The sequence below is a fragment of the Microbacterium sp. genome (genome assembly GCF_036277215.1).
Lineage (GTDB): Bacteria > Actinomycetota > Actinomycetes > Actinomycetales > Microbacteriaceae > Microbacterium.
The window spans coordinates 1-16,159 of the sequence record NZ_DASUNI010000317.1 but is presented as its reverse complement, the minus strand read 5'-3'; the positions used below and the strand labels follow the sequence as shown (position 1 = coordinate 16,159).

Annotated in this window: 13 protein-coding genes; 11 read left to right on the top strand and 2 right to left on the bottom strand. The window is 68.5% G+C overall.

The features are described 5' to 3' along the window. The first annotated feature begins 122 nt into the window (after positions 1 to 122). The 4 genes from VFX99_RS15455 to VFX99_RS15440 all read left to right on the top strand — a co-directional run bounded on the left by VFX99_RS15455 (position 123) and on the right by VFX99_RS15440 (position 4,277). Positions 123 to 503 (top strand): GIY-YIG nuclease family protein, encoded by a 381-nt coding sequence (locus VFX99_RS15455; RefSeq protein WP_329667180.1) that lies wholly within the window; start codon positions 123 to 125, stop codon positions 501 to 503. 147 nt (positions 504 to 650) lie between these two features. Continuing rightward, entirely contained in the window at positions 651 to 1,334 is a 684-nt protein-coding gene (locus VFX99_RS15450; protein ID WP_329667179.1) for a hypothetical protein, read from the top strand. A gap of 94 nt (positions 1,335 to 1,428) precedes the next feature. Next, complete coding sequence (locus VFX99_RS15445) at positions 1,429 to 3,114, top strand: sensor histidine kinase (protein ID WP_329667178.1); 1,686 nt, start codon at positions 1,429 to 1,431, stop codon at positions 3,112 to 3,114. Further along, complete coding sequence (locus tag VFX99_RS15440) at positions 3,111 to 4,277, top strand: hypothetical protein (RefSeq protein ID WP_329667177.1); 1,167 nt, start codon at positions 3,111 to 3,113, stop codon at positions 4,275 to 4,277. Before VFX99_RS15445 ends, VFX99_RS15440 begins: the two co-directional genes overlap by 4 nt. 16 nt (positions 4,278 to 4,293) lie before the next feature. On the opposite strand, the gene VFX99_RS15435 is transcribed toward VFX99_RS15440, so the two are convergent. Next, positions 4,294 to 5,040: a response regulator transcription factor gene (locus VFX99_RS15435; protein ID WP_329667181.1), complete on the bottom strand. Its 747-nt coding sequence runs from the start codon at positions 5,038 to 5,040 to the stop codon at positions 4,294 to 4,296. A gap of 484 nt (positions 5,041 to 5,524) precedes the next feature. Between VFX99_RS15435 and coaE the strand changes: the two genes are divergently transcribed. From coaE to uvrB, 4 genes are all read left to right on the top strand, one after another. Continuing rightward, entirely contained in the window at positions 5,525 to 6,148 is a 624-nt protein-coding gene (gene coaE, locus VFX99_RS15430; RefSeq protein WP_329667176.1) for a dephospho-CoA kinase, read from the top strand. 80 nt (positions 6,149 to 6,228) lie between these two features. After that, positions 6,229 to 6,885: a hypothetical protein gene (locus VFX99_RS15425; RefSeq protein WP_329667175.1), complete on the top strand. Its 657-nt coding sequence runs from the start codon at positions 6,229 to 6,231 to the stop codon at positions 6,883 to 6,885. A 307-nt stretch (positions 6,886 to 7,192) separates the two neighbouring features. Continuing rightward, positions 7,193 to 7,573, top strand: a complete 381-nt coding sequence (locus VFX99_RS15420; RefSeq protein ID WP_329667174.1) for a hypothetical protein — start codon at positions 7,193 to 7,195, stop codon at positions 7,571 to 7,573. 135 nt (positions 7,574 to 7,708) lie between these two features. Then, positions 7,709 to 9,790 carry an excinuclease ABC subunit UvrB gene (gene uvrB, locus VFX99_RS15415; protein ID WP_329667173.1) on the top strand — a complete coding sequence of 694 codons (2,082 nt, stop codon included), beginning with the start codon at positions 7,709 to 7,711 and terminating at the stop codon, positions 9,788 to 9,790. 18 nt (positions 9,791 to 9,808) lie between these two features. Here uvrB and VFX99_RS15410 read toward each other — a convergent pair whose 3' ends face one another. After that, positions 9,809 to 10,105: a hypothetical protein gene (locus VFX99_RS15410; protein WP_329667172.1), complete on the bottom strand. Its 297-nt coding sequence runs from the start codon at positions 10,103 to 10,105 to the stop codon at positions 9,809 to 9,811. 42 nt (positions 10,106 to 10,147) lie between these two features. Between VFX99_RS15410 and VFX99_RS15405 the strand changes: the two genes are divergently transcribed. The 3 genes from VFX99_RS15405 to uvrA all read left to right on the top strand — a co-directional run bounded on the left by VFX99_RS15405 (position 10,148) and on the right by uvrA (position 16,150). After that, on the top strand, positions 10,148 to 10,588 hold the full coding sequence (locus VFX99_RS15405) for a MarR family transcriptional regulator (protein WP_329667171.1): 441 nt from the start codon (positions 10,148 to 10,150) through the stop codon (positions 10,586 to 10,588). 160 nt (positions 10,589 to 10,748) lie between these two features. After that, positions 10,749 to 13,193 (top strand): 5'-nucleotidase C-terminal domain-containing protein, encoded by a 2,445-nt coding sequence (locus tag VFX99_RS15400; RefSeq protein WP_329667170.1) that lies wholly within the window; start codon positions 10,749 to 10,751, stop codon positions 13,191 to 13,193. 59 nt (positions 13,194 to 13,252) lie between these two features. Continuing rightward, positions 13,253 to 16,150: an excinuclease ABC subunit UvrA gene (gene uvrA, locus VFX99_RS15395; RefSeq protein WP_329667169.1), complete on the top strand. Its 2,898-nt coding sequence runs from the start codon at positions 13,253 to 13,255 to the stop codon at positions 16,148 to 16,150. Positions 16,151 to 16,159: the final 9 nt, after the last annotated feature.

Sequence of the window (16,159 nt, the reverse complement as noted above, 5' to 3'; positions counted from 1 at the left end):
CGGAGGCGCCCATCCCGCTGTGTGAGCGGCACCTTGCGGTGGCCGGGGACTGGGCGGGTCGGGAGTATGGACTGCCTGAAGCGCTCCCGTCGCCATGTCGCCTCTGCGGATCGCGATTGGGCATGCGGTACGCCTCGGCCTGGCTGTGCGCGGTGTGCGAGTGGCGACACGGCGACCTCGTCGACCAGGAGCTGCCGCCGCCGCGAGTCGATGTCGTCTACTACCTCCGCTACGCCGACCGCGTGAAGATCGGCACGACGGCGAACCCCCGGCAGCGGACGGCCGCGATATGGCACGAAGACCTCCTGGCGTTCGAGCGCGGCGACCGGCGGCTGGAGCATCGCAGGCACGTGCAGTTCGCCGACGAGCGATTCGATCGCACGGAATGGTTCTCGCTGTCCAAACGACTCCGCGATCACATCGAAACGGTCCGAGGCGGCATCGAGGACCCGTGGGACCGGTACTCGCGCTGGGTCAGTGAGGCCGTCGCGCTTCAGGGGTGACGGCGACTTCGGTTTCTGGGCTGGCCGGGCTGGTGTGGCAGGGCGGTGCCCGCAGGTCTGCGCTCGCAGCGAACGGCGGCCCGGATCTCAGCCTCCTCGGAGCACACCGCCCTACCGTGATGATTCCCGCAGACCTTGGAGGACACGATGGGATTCCTGGACCGCCTGTTCGGCAGCGACTCACCCGATCGGTCGGCGCCGCCCGTGCCGCGGAACGGCGCGTACGGTCAGACCGCTTACGGTCAGACTCCGGGCCGGCCAGGCAACGAGCCGCCGCAGAGCGATGACCAGCTCGCCATCGAGCGGTACCGCTACCTGCTTCGCACCGCACCCCCCGAGACCATCGAGCAGGTCCACGCGGAGGCGTTCTCGAAACTGAGCGAGCCGCAGCGCCAGCAGGTGCTGGCCGAGCTCTCCGCCGGACTCTCGCCCTTCGAGCAGCCCCGCTCGTCGAACCCGCAGGATCTGGCTCGCGCGGCGACTCGCGCCGAATACATGAATCCCGGATTCATGGAGCGCACGCTCGGCTCGCAGGCGGGGCCGGGAGGGCGGCAGGGGCCGGGCATGGGCTCCATGATCGGCAGTTCGATCCTCGGCACAGTCGTCGGATACGTCATCGGGTCGGCCCTGGTGAGCGCCTTCATGGCGCCGGCCTTCGCCGACCAGGGATCCGGCGATGGTTCGGGAGAATCCGGCGACTCCGGCGCGGACTCCGGCTCAGCCGCCGATGGGGGCGGCGCCGATGCGAGCGCCGGCGACACGGGGTGGGGCGACGCAGGCGCAGGCGACATGGGCGGTTTCGGCGACTTCGGCGGCGACTTCGGGTTCTGAGCCCCTAGAACACCGCACCGCACCCGGTCAGCACCCGCGAGCATCAGCGGCGTCGCAGGGGCGCAGGAGTCCAGGCATCCGTTACCGTCACGGTATGGGCGTTCCGATGCAGGGCGATCCGCCGGATGACGTTGCGCGCTCTGCGCGTGCGCGCATCGGCTGGCTGCGTGAGGACTTCGCCGACCGCACCCGGGCGCGCGCTGCGACCCTCAACCAGCTGCTGCTCGGCTCGGTCGTCTTCGTCCTGGGCATCCTGATCGCAATCGGCCCCTTCACCGGCGACATCGTCCTGTTCTTCACCGGCGTGGTCGTCGTCTTCGTCCTCACCGGCGCGACCCTCGTCATCCCGTGGAATCACGTCGGATACGGCTGGGTCGCCGTCGTCCCGGCGGTCGACATCGTCGCGATCACCCTGATGCAGCTGGCGGCACCCGGCTCGGCGCTGGGGCTGCTGTGGATCTTCCCGACGACGTGGCTCGCGGCCGGGTTCGGCCTGCTCGGCCTGTTCGCCGTCATCGTCGCGATCGCCGGCATCGTCAGCGTGCTGGCCGCCCTGAACGAGCAGCAGGTCACTTATGCGACCGTTCTGCTTCCTCTCGTGCTCATTGCAGTGGCGACGACCAGTCACCTGGCGGCGCGCCGCTCCGATGCGCAGCGGACGCTCCTGGCGAAGCAGGCGCGTCTGCTGCGGCGGGTACTGGATCGCACCCGCAGGCAGGAGCAGGAGGTGACCGAGGTCCTGGACGCGGTGGACTTCGGCGTCATCCGGATCGCGCCAGACGGCCAGGTCGCGGTCACCAACGAAGCGCACGGCCGACTCCAGCAGGCGATCCGATCCGAAGACGAGGATGCCGGGGACGACGTTCCCGCGTTCCGCGACGACGGGCTGACCCGCCTGCCGCAGGACGAGCTGCCGGTCGAGCGGGCGCTGCGGGGCGAGGCATTCGACGGTCAGGTGGTGTGGTTCGGCACCGAGGCCGGGCCGCGTCAGGCGCTGAGCATCACAGCGCGGCGCCTCACCGATATGTCGGGTGAGGACGCCGGAGCCGTCGTCATCTCACGCGACGTCACGACCGAGCTGAATGCGCTGCGCGCGCGCGACGAGCTGGTCGCTTCGGTTTCGCATGAGCTGCGCACTCCGCTCACCTCGATCCTCGGCTACCTCGACCTCGCGATCGAGGATCCCGACCTCCCCGAGCACCTGCGTTCGAACCTCGACATCGCCGAGCGCAACGCCGAGCGCCTGCTCGGCATCATCGCCGACATCCTCGCGGCGTCGAGCTCATCGGTGTCGGTCGAGGCCTCGCTCGCGCCGGTGCCGATCGACGCGCGCGAGATCGTACGCGCCGCGGCCGAGGCTCTCGCCCCCCGAGCGGCCACTCGTGCCATCGCCATCGACACGAGCGGGCTCGAGGAGGCGCAACTCTGGGCGGACCCCATGCGTGTTCGTCAGGTCGTGGACAACCTGCTCTCGAATGCGATCACGTACAACCGTGAGGGCGGCACGGTCTACCTGGGCACCACGGGCGACGGCACCTCGAGCTGGATCCTGGTGCGCGACACCGGAATGGGCATGACCGACAGCGAACGCGCCCACCTGTTCCAGCGGTTCTACAAGGCCGGCCCTGCGCGCCGCGCCGGCACGGGCCTGGGGCTCGCGATCAGTCGAGACATCGTCCGCGCTCACGGCGGCGAACTCGGTCTGCACAGCACGCCCGGTGTCGGGTCGACTTTCATCATCAAGCTCCCCGCGAAAGCCCCGGAAGGCGCCACGTCATGATCCTCGACCTCCAGAGCGTGCTCGTGATGACCGCGCTCGTCGTCAACGTCAGCGGCATCCTGTTCATCGTCGAAACGCTCCTGCGCCGCGACGAGGGAGCGGGCCGCATCTGGGCATTGGCCTTCCTCGCGGGGATGCTGACGACCCTCGCGTACGTCATCTGGGCGCAGACGCCCGATGCGTGGTGGGCGGTCGCGGTCGGCAACGCGTCGTTCGTCGCCGGAACCGGATGCATGTGGCTGGGGTGCCGGCGCTTCAACGGTCGCCGGATGGGCTGGCCGGAGGCGGTCGTGGCGGCGGCTGTGATCGCTGCTGCCGTCGTCGTGTTCATCGAGGGCCCGGGCGGCGGCGACTGGGCGGGCGCGCTGTGGATGTTCATCCCGTTGATCGCCTTCGCCGGCGTCGGCGCGGTCGAGTGCCTGCGCGGCGAGCTGCGTGATTCCCGGACGGCGTGGGTGCTCAGCGCGGTGCTCGCGTTCCAGTCGTTGTACTACCTCTCGCGCACCACCGCATTCGTCACGTCGGGACCCGACAGCTCGATCTTCCGCGACGCGTTCGGCACGATCCCCACGAGCTTCGTGACGGTCGCGCTCACGATCGTGGCCGTGGTCGTCACGTCCGTTCTGCGGGCGACCCGCGCGCCCGTCCGCGGTCACCTGCGACCGGCCGGCTTCGGCACGGCCCGCGACGGCATCCTGGCGCAGGACGTCTTCGGCGGTGCGATGTCGGACCTGTGCGACCGCGCCCGGTGGCGCTCCGAGCTGGTGGGAGTCATCGCGGTGCGCATCGACGACCTGGAGCAGATCTCCACCGCCTTCGGCAGCGAGGTTGCCCGCGCTGTGACCGAGACATGGCGCAAGGGTGTGCGACGGCATGCGCCGTCCAACTCCTTCGTCGCCGAGGACGGCCCGACCGGCCTCCTGGTGGGCGTGCTGGTGGACTCGCCGCGTGAAGCGCGGCGGCAGGCGGGCATCATCTATCGCGGGCTCTTCGACGACCTCGGGACCGTCGGCGGCGGCGTGATCCCGGTCGTCGGTGTCGGCGTGGCTCTCAGCGATGCGACGGGCTATGACGCCGGGGCGCTCGCCGACGTCGCGCGCGGCGCCGCCAGCCGGGCAGCCGCGAACGTGGAGTCCTCGGTGCTCGTCGGCGACGCCGAATAGGCAGCGGCGGCGTTCGCTATGCGGTCAGCCGATACCCGACGCCGCGGACGGTCTCGATCCAGCGCGGGCTGGCCGGCGACTCGCCGAGCTTGCGGCGCAGGTTCGCGACGTGCACCTCGATGGCGCGGGCATCGCTGTCGCTGACGTACTCGACCCCCGTGTAGTGCTCGCCGCGCAGCATCATCGCCAGGTCGGACTTGGCTCGCACCCGCCGCCCCGATCCGAGAAGGTCCGCGAGGATGTCGAACTCGCTGCGCGTCAGATCCAGGTCGGCCCCGTCGACCGTCACGATGCGTGTCTCGGGATTGAGCCGGACTCCGCGGTGCTCGAGCCAGCCGTCGCGATCGATGTCGACCTCGCCCGCGCCGGCGAACGCCGGTGCGGCGATGTGGTGCCGGGGGCGCCGCAGCATCGCGTCGATCCGCGCGCGCAGCTCGCGCGGCCGGAACGGCTTTGCGACGTAATCATCGGCGCCGGCCTCCAGGCCCTGCAGCGCGTCGATCTCCTCGGTGCGGGCGCTGAGCATCACGATGTACGTCGTGCTGGCGAGCCGGATCCGCTTCGCGGTCTCGAAGCCGTCCATGCCCGGCATGTTGACGTCGAGCGTCGTGACGAGGGGCTGGTGTTCGAGAACCAGGTCGAGCCCGTCCTGACCGGTGGCAGCCCCGTGCACGGTGAAACCGGCCTGTGCCAAGACGGCAGACAGAAGCGATCGGATGTCTTCCTCATCCTCGATCACGACCGCGACGCGCGCTTCTTCCACTGGTGCACCTTCCGGTGCAGACGGCTGGATCGCCGGTGCCCGGATGTCGGTCAGGATATCCCAGAACGCCGTCTGAAACCTCCGGGCGGTGTCGGTCACGGTGTCGCCGATGCCGCGGGGAGTGATCCGCGTGGGGCGGGAGGCGTCCCCCAACGCCACCGCCCCCGCGGATGCCCGGTGGTCGGCGTTGGATGGCGATCGCCCCCACGATCGCCATCCGCCGAACCGAGAGCAGACGCTGCGGACCGCGTCACAGCAGTGCGGCGCGAACGGTCAGCCGTGTGATGGGTGGACGCTCCAGTGTCGCGTCCGCCGGTCATCGCACTTCCTCCCCCAGACACCGTCCGAGGATCCGCTTTCTTCGGGTTACCCCGACGATACGACTGCGGACTCAAGCCGGGCGCAGGTCGCCCTCAGGAGTCGCTCAAGTTCTCGCCCCCACCTTCTGACGGTGCCGCGAACGTTCGCATGGCATCCTCGATTCATGCCCCTCGTCGCTCTCACCGGAGGCATCGCCTCCGGAAAGTCCACGATCGCCCGTCGCCTCGCCGAGCACGGGGCCGTCGTCGTGGACGCGGACCAGGTCGTCCGCGATGTGCAGCAGCCGGGATCACCCGTGCTGGAGGCGATCGCCGCCGCCTTCGGCGACGAGATGCTGCTCGCGGACGGCTCGCTCGACCGGGCGAGACTCGGCTCGCATGTGTTCGGAGACCCCGACGCGGTGCAGCGACTCAACGCCATCGTGCACCCCGCCGTGCTCGTCGAATCACGACGTCGCTTCGAACAAGCCCTCGCGGCGGATCCGGATGCGCTTGTGGTCTACGACGTCCCGCTGCTCGCCGAAGCACGACTGAGCGACCCGTGGGACCTGATCGTGGTCGCAGACGCCCCGGCCGACGTGCGCAAGCAACGGCTGATCGAACTCCGCGGGCTCGATGCGAGCCATGCCGCCGCGCGCATCGCCTCCCAGGTCGCCGACGAAGAGCGCCTGAGCATCGCCGACGTCGTGATCGACACGGCCCGGTCGCTCGAGGACACACTCGACCAGACCGACGAGCTGTGGGCGAATCTGGGCCGGTGTATCGCCGAGCGCCGAGCCCGCTCGTAGGGGGCGGTCGCGCGGCAGAGTTCCCTGCCTGCCGTAGCGTGCCCGGGGTATCCTGGTGCCATCAGCAACGGAGGTGCGGCATGAGCATTCTGTCGAGGTTCCGCAGGCGCAGGAATCCGTACCGCGCCGTCAGCGAGGAAGAGCAGATCTCGCGCTACGTCTACCTGCTGAACACGCTTCCCGCGAGCGTGATCGAGAGTGCCCACGCGTCCGCGTTCAGCGACGTGCCCGCTGCACGCCGCCGCGAGATGTTCGAGCAGCTCCGGCCGTTCATGTCCGACGAAGAGCGCAGCGCGTCGCCTGATGACCCGCATGTCCTGGCGAAGCTCGTGCGTCGCGCGGAGGAGCGTCGTGCCGAGCGCGCTGCTGCGGGCGGGGGAGCGGATGCCGAACGGGCGGCATCCGTCAAGACCCAGACCGCGACCGCCGAACCGCAGCCGTACGTCGACGCGCGCGACGTGCTGATGCAGACCGGTGTGATGGCGGTCGTGGCGTATCAGTTCGCCGCGGCCACAGCCGTCACCTCGTATTTCACCGTCGGCGCCGGTTCGCTCGTCCTCGGCGATCAGCCGGGCTGGGTGGGCGACATGGTCGACCCCGGATCCACGGGCATCGACGGGGGAGGCTTCGGCGGCGGCTACGACGGCGGTGGCGGCGGATATGACGGCGGCGGCTTCGGCGGCTTCGACGCCGGTGGCTTCGGCGGTGGATTCGACGGCGGTGGCGGCTTCGGCTGAGTCGAGCTGAGCCCGTGAGTACGGGAGGTGCGCTGTGGCGGTCAACTCGCGGCAGGGAGGCCGTCCTCGGGTCCGGTTCAGCAATCTCACGAACGCCGTGAAGGTGCAGCGCTACCTGTACGTGCTCGACTCGCTCCCCGCCCCCGTCATCGAAGACGCGCATCGGCAGGTGCTCGCGACCGTCCCCGGGCACGCTCGGAGGCGGATCGCACGCGGCTTACGGCCGCTCCTTACCGCGTCCGAGAGACACCACTCGGCTCATCCGGCGGTGCTCGCTCGCGCCATCCGGCGGGCGGAGGAGTCGAGGGTGGCGCGCGAGAGACAGGACGCCTCGGGCGAACCGGCGGACTCCGCTCAGGCGCTCTGGATGCTGCACGACATCGATGCGCGACTTGTGCTCGCTTCGGCGGCGATACTGCCCTACGTCGCCTACCGAGTCGTCTACAGCGATCCCGTGCGCGATCACTTCCGCTCGACGAGTGAATCAAGCCTCGCGCTGCAACCTGTCTGGGTCATGGCGATGATCACGCCGGCCGTGGCCGACCCCGACTTCGTCTCCACGAGAGAGAGCGCGCGCCTCGGACATGGCGCGTCCGACCCCATCGGGACCGGGACGTGGGGAGCACGGGGGTTGGGTGGAGACGGCTTCGACGGCGGCGACTTCGGCGGCGATGGGGGCGGGGAGTGAGGCTGCGGCGATCCGATGGCTGCCCGCCCGGCCGAATGCCGGACAGTCTTCCGGCGCCGTGATTCCTGGCCGCGGCGGCTTCGGCTGACGGCGAACGCCGGCCGGGATGTCCGCGGCCGCGCCTAACCTGGACTGATGCAGACGACACGATCCGTGCGACCGTTCGAGGTCGTCAGCGAGTACGTCCCCTCGGGTGACCAGCCGCAGGCCATTGCGGAACTTGCGGGCCGGATCAACGCCGGCGAGATGGACGTCGTCCTGCTCGGTGCGACCGGAACGGGCAAGTCGGCGACCACCGCTTGGCTCATCGAACAGGTGCAGCGGCCCACGCTGGTGCTGGCTCACAACAAGACGCTCGCGGCCCAGCTCGCCAACGAGTTCCGCGACCTCATGCCGAACAACGCGGTCGAGTACTTCGTGTCTTACTACGACTACTACCAGCCCGAGGCGTACGTCCCCCAGACCGACACCTTCATCGAGAAGGACTCCTCGATCAACGCCGAGGTCGAGCGCCTGCGCCACTCGACCACCAACTCGTTGCTCAGCCGCCGCGACGTCATCGTCGTGTCCACCGTGTCGTGCATCTACGGCCTGGGTGCGCCAGAGGAGTACATGCGCGCGATGGTGGCACTGCAGGTGGGGGAGCGGTACGACCGCGACGCCCTCATCCGCAAGTTCATCGCGATGCAGTACAACCGCAACGACGTCGACTTCTCGCGGGGCAACTTCCGCGTCCGCGGCGACACCATCGAGATCATCCCCGTGTACGAGGAGTACGCGATCCGCATCGAGCTGTTCGGCGACGAGATCGAGGCGCTCTACATGCTGCACCCGCTCACCGGCGATGTCGTGCAGAAGCTCGACTCGGTGCCGATCTTCCCCGCCTCGCACTACGTCGCCGGAACCGACACGGTGCAGCGGGCCATCGGCACGATCGAGCACGAGCTCGGTGAGCGGCTGAAAGAGCTCGAGTCGCAGGGCAAGCTGCTCGAAGCGCAGCGTCTGCGCATGCGCACGACCTTCGACCTTGAGATGCTCCAGCAGCTCGGATTCTGCTCGGGCATCGAGAACTATTCGCGCCACCTCGACGGCCGCGCGCCCGGTGAGGCGCCGCACTGCCTGCTCGACTTCTTCCCCGACGATTTTCTCGTGGTGATCGACGAGTCGCATGCCACTGTGCCGCAGATCGGCGCGATGTACGAGGGCGACGCCTCGCGCAAGCGAACGCTCGTCGAGCACGGGTTCCGCCTGCCGAGCGCGATGGACAACCGGCCGCTGCGTTGGGATGAGTTCAAGTCACGGGTCGGTCAGACGGTGTACCTGTCGGCGACGCCCGGTCGCTACGAGATGGGCATCGCAGACGGGGTCGTCGAGCAGATCATCCGCCCGACCGGCCTGGTGGATCCTCAGATCGTGGTGAAGCCTTCGAAGGGGCAGATCGACGATCTGCTCGAAGAGATCCGGGTCCGGGCCGAACGCGACGAACGCGTGCTGGTCACGACGCTCACCAAGAAGATGGCCGAGGAGCTCACCGACTTCCTCGGCGAGCACGGTGTGCGCGTCCGCTATCTCCACTCCGATGTCGACACCCTGCGTCGGGTGGAGTTGCTGACCGAACTGCGCGCCGGGGTCTACGACGTCCTCGTCGGCATCAACCTCCTGCGCGAAGGCCTCGACCTTCCGGAGGTGTCGCTGGTCGCGATCCTGGATGCCGACAAGGAGGGCTTCCTCCGGTCGGGCACCTCGCTCATCCAGACGATCGGGCGCGCGGCCCGGAACGTCTCCGGCGAGGTGCACATGTATGCCGACACGGTCACCGACTCGATGCGGGCCGCGATCGGCGAGACCGACCGGCGGCGCGAGAAGCAGGTCGCCTACAACCTCGCCAACGGCCTCGACCCGACTCCGCTGCGCAAGCGGATCGCCGACATCACTGAAGTGCTGGCCCGCGAGGGTGCCGACACGGCCGCGATGCTCTCGCGACGGGATGCCGCGCTCTCTAAATCCGGCAAGGGCAGGGCGCCGACACCGCGGCTGCGTCGCGAAGGGATCGCCGCCGAGGGCGCCGAGCAGCTCGAGGCCACGATCGCAGATCTGTCGAACCAGATGCTCGCGGCGGCGGGCGAGCTCAAGTTCGAGCTGGCCGCACGGCTGCGCGACGAGGTGCAGGACATGAAGAAGGAGCTGCGCGCCATGGAGCGCGCCGGGCACGCCTGAGCCCGAGGATTTCCGAGGTTAGGGGCAGTGCATGAGCGGCTTCACACCTGATCGATCGAAGGTGTGCGCCGACATCGCTGCTCCGCACAGAGGGCACGCGCGCTCCGCGCGCTCGGCGACGGACGGCGGGGGAGTCGTCTCGTAGGGTCCCACGGCAGCGGGACCGGCCATGCGGATCAGCTTGGCGTTGGCCCACGCGTACCACCCGCCGCCTTCTCGCACCCGCTCACTCAGGGTGAGACGCGGCCGTGGCTCATCCGCTGGGAGACCCGCCGCGCTTGCGGTGCGATCGTCCGCAGCATCCGATTCTGTCATGAACGTTAGTGTACTAAACATTAGTGGTGTTAGCATAATCGGGTGGACGACGACCTGCTGAAGCTCGACAACCAGCTCTGCTTCGCCGTGGTGACCGCGGCGCGCAACGTCGTGTCCGTGTACCGCCCGATACTCGAGCCGCTCGGACTGACGCACCCGCAGTACCTGGTCCTGCTCGCGCTGTGGGAGCGATCGCCGCGGTCGCTCGGTGATCTCGCGGCGGAGCTCGCCATGGAGCCCGCCACACTGTCGCCGCTCATCAAGCGCCTGGAAGCGCAGGGCCGGGTGTCTCGCGCGCGCCGCGCCGACGACGAGCGCGTGCTCGACATCGATCTCACCGAACAGGGCCGCGCGTTGCGGCGCGATGCTCTGCAGGTCCCGCGCCAGATCATGGAGCGAGTCGGGATGGACACCGCGGAGATCGTCCGGCTGCGCGACGCGCTCGCGCGGTTCTCCGGCCGCGACCGGGCACGGGTCAGCTGAACCCGCGAGTCGGTATCGGTTCCGTTGCGGGCGGATGAACTCTCTCTCATCTCGTTGGCAACTGCTCAGCTGACTCTTAGGCTCGAGACACGTGTGGCGCTGCCGACGATGTCGCGTGCCGCCCGCCGTCCCCCACCGGCTCCATCACAGAGGATGCATCATGCGATCTCGGTACCGCACGCGGTCATACCCCGACCAGTCCACAGTCCGCACCGGAAGGCGGCTCGCCGTCGGGACCGCGGCGATCCTCGCCCTGGGCGCAGGTGCCCTCGTCGTTCCCGCCGCTCACGCCGCCCCGATCGACGTGCAGATCCTCGCCACGAACGACTTCCACGGGCGGCTTCTCAACAACACGACGAACGGCGAAGCCGGTGCTGCAGTGCTTTCCGGCGCGGTGAAACAGCTGCGCGCCGCGAACCCCAACACTGTCTTCGCCGCCGCGGGCGACCTCATCGGTGCTTCCACGTTCGAGTCGTTCATCCAGGAGGACAAGCCCACGATCGACGCCCTCAATGAGGCCGGTCTCGAGGTATCCGCGGTCGGCAACCACGAGCTCGACCAGGGCTACGACGATCTCATCGATCGCGTCATGGCGCCCTACGACCCCGTCACCAATCCCTACGGCGGCGCCGAGTGGGAGTACATCGCGGCCAACCTGAAGCTGCGCACCTCGGGGGAGTCGGCAGTTCCGGCGACCTGGATCCAGGAGTTCGGCGAGGTCCAGGTCGGCTTCGTCGGGGCTGTGACGGAGGAGCTGCCGTCCCTGGTGAGTCCCGGCGGGATCGCCGACATCGAGGTCACGTCCATCGTCGAGTCGGTCAACGCCGAGGCTGCGGCGCTAGCGGCCGGGGGCGCGGACCTCGTCGTCATGCTGGTCCACGAGGGCGCACCGTCGACCGACTGCACCACGATGGACGATTCGGGCAAGTGGGCCGAGATCATCAACACGGTCTCGCCGGACGTGGACGCGATCGTGTCAGGGCACACGCACCTCGCGTACAACTGCTCGTTCCCGGTGGGGCAGTGGGCGACGGAGGGTCGTGCCGTCACCGACCGCCCGGTCGTGTCCGCCGGTCAATACGGGACGAACCTCAACCAGCTCGTGTACACCGTCGATGGTGCGACAGGCGAAGTGTCTGCCAAGACGCAGGCGCTGCTGCCGCTCGAGGGCACGGTCAACACGATCCCCAACTCTCCGCTCTACCCGGCCGACCCCGCGGTCGCAACGATCGTGAAGGCTGCCGAAGACGCCGCGGTGACGCTCGGCGCTGTGCCGCTGGGACAGATCGGTGGGGAGTTCGGCAGGGCGCAGGCGCTCAACGCGGCTGGTGCGCGCATCGAGAACCGCGGGGGTGAGTCGACTCTGGGCAACCTCGTCGCCGAGGTGCAGCAATGGGCCACTGAGGCGCCGGAGTCCGGGGGAGCGCAGATCGCGTTCATGAACCCAGGTGGTCTCCGCGGCGACATGCTGGGCGTGGATCCGGGCGATGGCTCGTACCCGCGGGTGCTGACCTACCGTGAGGCCGCCGGCGTGCAGTCGTTCGCGAACACACTCGTGAACATGCAGCTGACGGGGGCGCAGATCAAGACGGTGCTCGAGCAGCAGTGGCAGCGGGACGCGTTGAACAACGTGCCCACTCGACCGTTCCTGCGCCTGGGTGCGTCCGAGGGCTTCGAGTACACCTACACGCAGGCGATCGTCACCGAACAGCCCCTGGACAACCCGGCGACGCCCGCGGATGAGTCCCTCACCACGTACGAGGCTCCGGAGGGCACCGTGACGGGGATGTGGCTGGACGACGAGGCCATCGACCTCGCAGCGTCCTACTCCGTCACGGTCAACTCGTTCCTCGGCACGGGCGGAGACAACTTCCGCGAGTTCGCCAACGGCGCGGCCAAGCGCGACACGGGCAAGGTCGACCTCGCCGCGATGGTGGACTACATGGCTGCGGTCGCGTCGAGCACGCCGCTCCCGGTGGACTACCGCCAGCACGCCGTCGAGGTGACCTTCCCGGCCGACGCGCCGGCATCGTACGAGCTCGGGTCGACCGTCGACTTCGCGGTGAAGTCGTGGTCGCTCACCCGTCAGAATGATGTGAAGGACACCGAGATCGTGGTCTCGCTGGGAGACGCGGTGCTCGGGACGTTCCCGCTCGACAACACGCTGGGAACCGCGCTGTACGACGACTACGGCACCGCCGCAGTGTCCGTCGTGCTGCCGACCGACATTCCCGTCGGTACGGCCGAGCTCGTGCTGACCGGCGCGTCTACCGGCACGTCGATCATCGTTCCAATCACGACGTTCGACCGGGCCGACAGCGTGACCATCGGCATCCCGAACAAGATCATCGCGAAGCAGAATGCGGCGATCCAGTATCGGGTCATCGTCTTCGCGGAAAGCGGGGACGCGGTCACCGGCGAGGTGACGATCTACGACGGCGAGGAGGCGATCGCCAAGGCGACGCTCACCGAAGCCGACCGGGGAATCGTCAAGGTGAAGCTGCCGACCCTTTCCAAGGGCGTGCACCGGCTGTCCGCGTCCTACGCGGGCAGCGAGACGGTGAAGCCTTCGGAGAGCGTTGTGGTTCCGGTGCTCGTCCGCTAACCACCCGTGAATGCGGGGCCTCGGACTCCCGTGTCAGAGGCCCCGCTTAGACTTGTCTGGTGCCCATCGTCCCTGTCGCCGTGCCCGGAAACACCAGTGGAAAACTCAGTGTCCGTGGCGCCCGCGTTCACAATCTGAAGAACGTCGACCTCGACATCCCGCGCGATTCCCTGGTCGTTTTCACCGGACTCAGCGGATCGGGCAAGTCCAGCCTCGCCTTCGACACGATCTTCGCGGAGGGTCAGCGGCGGTACGTCGAGTCGCTGAGTGCGTACGCCCGCCAGTTCCTCGGTCAGGTCGATCGCCCCGACGTGGACTTCATCGAGGGACTCAGCCCAGCGGTCAGCATCGACCAGAAGTCCACGAACCGCAACCCGCGGTCGACGGTGGGCACGATCACCGAGATCCACGACTACATGCGCCTCCTGTGGGCGCGGATCGGCGTACCGCACTGTCCCGAGTGCGGCGAGGTCATCCAGCGCCAGACAGTGCAGCAGATCGCGGACCAGCTCATGGAGCTGCCTGAGAAGACGCGGTACCAGATCGTCGCCCCGGTCGTCTCGCAGAAGAAGGGCGAGTTCGTCGACCTCTTCAAGGAGCTCTCTGCGAAGGGATACGCACGCGCGGTCGTCGACGGCGACCTGATCCAGCTCGCTGAGCCGCCAGTGCTGAAGAAGAGCTACAAGCACGACATCGCCGTCGTCGTCGACCGGCTGGTCGCGAGCCCCGACATCCTGAGCCGCGTGACCGACTCGGTCGAGACCGCGCTGGGCCTGGCCGGCGGCATCGTCCAGGTCAACTTCGTCGACGAAGAAGGGGATGCCGCGTGGCAGTCCTTCTCCGAGAAGCTCGCGTGTCCGAACGGGCACCCCCTCCAGCTCACCGAGATCGAACCGCGGACCTTCTCTTTCAACGCGCCGTTCGGCGCGTGTCCGACCTGCTCCGGTCTGGGCACCCGGATGTCGGTCGACGTCGACCTCATGCTCGGCGATGAGGAGCTTTCGATCCGCGAGGGCGTCCTCATTCCGTGGACGACTCAGGGCAAGGGGCTCTTCCAGTACTACGAGCGACTGCTGGAGGGCCTCGCCGCCGACCTCAAGTTCTCACTCGACACCCCGTGGCGGGACCTGCGCCTCGACGTCCAGGAGGCGGTGCTGCGCGGCGAGAACTACAAGGTGACGGTCAAGTGGAAGAACCGCTACGGCCGCGAGATGCGCTACTCGTCCGGATTCGAGGGCGTCGTGCCGTACATCGAACGCCAGTACATCCAGGCGGATTCCGACTCGCAGCGTCAGCGCTGGTCGGAGTATCTGCGGGAGGTGCCCTGCCTGGTCTGCAACGGCGACCGGCTCAAGCCCGAGGTGCTCGCCGTGCTTGTGCACGGCCACTCCATCGCCGAGGCGTCGCGACTCAGCCTCGCCGAGGCCCAGGAGTACTTCTCCCGGCTGGAGCTGACCGATCGCGAGGCGAAGATCGCCGCCCAGGTGCTTCGCGAGATCCGCGCACGATTGAACTTCCTCCTCCAAGTGGGCCTCAACTACCTCAGCCTCAGCCGATCCGCCGGGTCGCTGTCGGGCGGTGAGGCTCAGCGCATCCGCCTGGCGACGCAGATCGGCTCGGGACTGACGGGAGTCCTCTACGTCCTGGACGAGCCTTCGATCGGACTGCACCAACGCGACAACCGCCGTCTGATCGAGACGCTGCTCACCCTGCGCGACCTCGGCAACACGCTGATCGTGGTCGAGCACGACGAGGAGACCATCCACGCCGCGGACTGGGTCGTCGACATCGGGCCGCGCGCGGGCGTGGACGGCGGCTATGTGGTGCATTCCGGACCGCTCTCCGAGCTTCTGGCCGACACGCGGTCGATCACCGGGGACTACCTCGCCGGCCGCCGGTCCATCCCGACGCCGTCGAAGCGCCGGCGCATCGACAAGAAGCGCATGCTCACCGTGGTCGGGGCGAGGGAGAACAACCTCCGCAACGTCACCGTCGACTTCCCCCTCGGCGTCATGACGGCCGTCACCGGCGTCAGCGGCTCGGGCAAGTCGTCGCTGGTGAACGGCATCCTGTACGAGGTGCTCGCCGCACGGCTCAACGGCGCCCGCCGGATCGCGGGCAAGCACACCCGCGTGACCGGTCTGGACAATCTCGACAAGGTCGTGCACGTCGATCAGGCGCCGATCGGGCGCACGCCACGCTCCAACCCCGCCACCTACACGGGTGTGTTCGACCGCGTCCGGACCCTCTTCAGCGAGACTCCGGAGGCGAAGGTCCGCGGCTACCAGCCGGGCCGCTTCAGCTTCAACGTGAAGGGCGGCCGCTGCGAGGCCTGCTCCGGCGACGGCACGATCAAGATCGAGATGAACTTCCTGCCCGACGTGTACGTCGACTGCGAGGTGTGCCACGGCAAGCGGTACAACCGCGACACGCTCTCGGTGCACTACAAGGGCAAGAACATCGCCGAGGTCCTCGAGATGCCGATCGAGGAGGCGGCGGAGTTCTTCGAGCCGATCCAGGCGATCCATCGCTACCTCAAGACCCTCGTCGACGTCGGCCTGGGGTACGTGCGGCTCGGCCAGTCCGCGACCACGCTCAGCGGTGGCGAGGCGCAGCGCGTCAAGCTCGCGACCGAGCTCCAGCGTCGCAGCAACGGGCGCAGCGTGTACGTGCTCGACGAGCCGACGACGGGCCTGCACTTCGAAGACGTCCAGCGTCTCCTCGAGGTGCTGAACGGCCTGGTCGACAAGGGCAACACGGTGATCGTCATCGAGCACAACCTCGATGTCATCAAGTCCTCGGACTGGATCATCGATCTGGGCCCCGAGGGCGGCTCGGGCGGGGGAGAGGTCGTCGCGACCGGAACGCCCGAACAGGTCGCGCGGGCGGAAGGCAGCTTCACGGGCGGGTTCCTCGCGGAGGTGCTCGGCGTCTCCGCGGTGCGCAAGGCCGGCTGAGCGATGGTC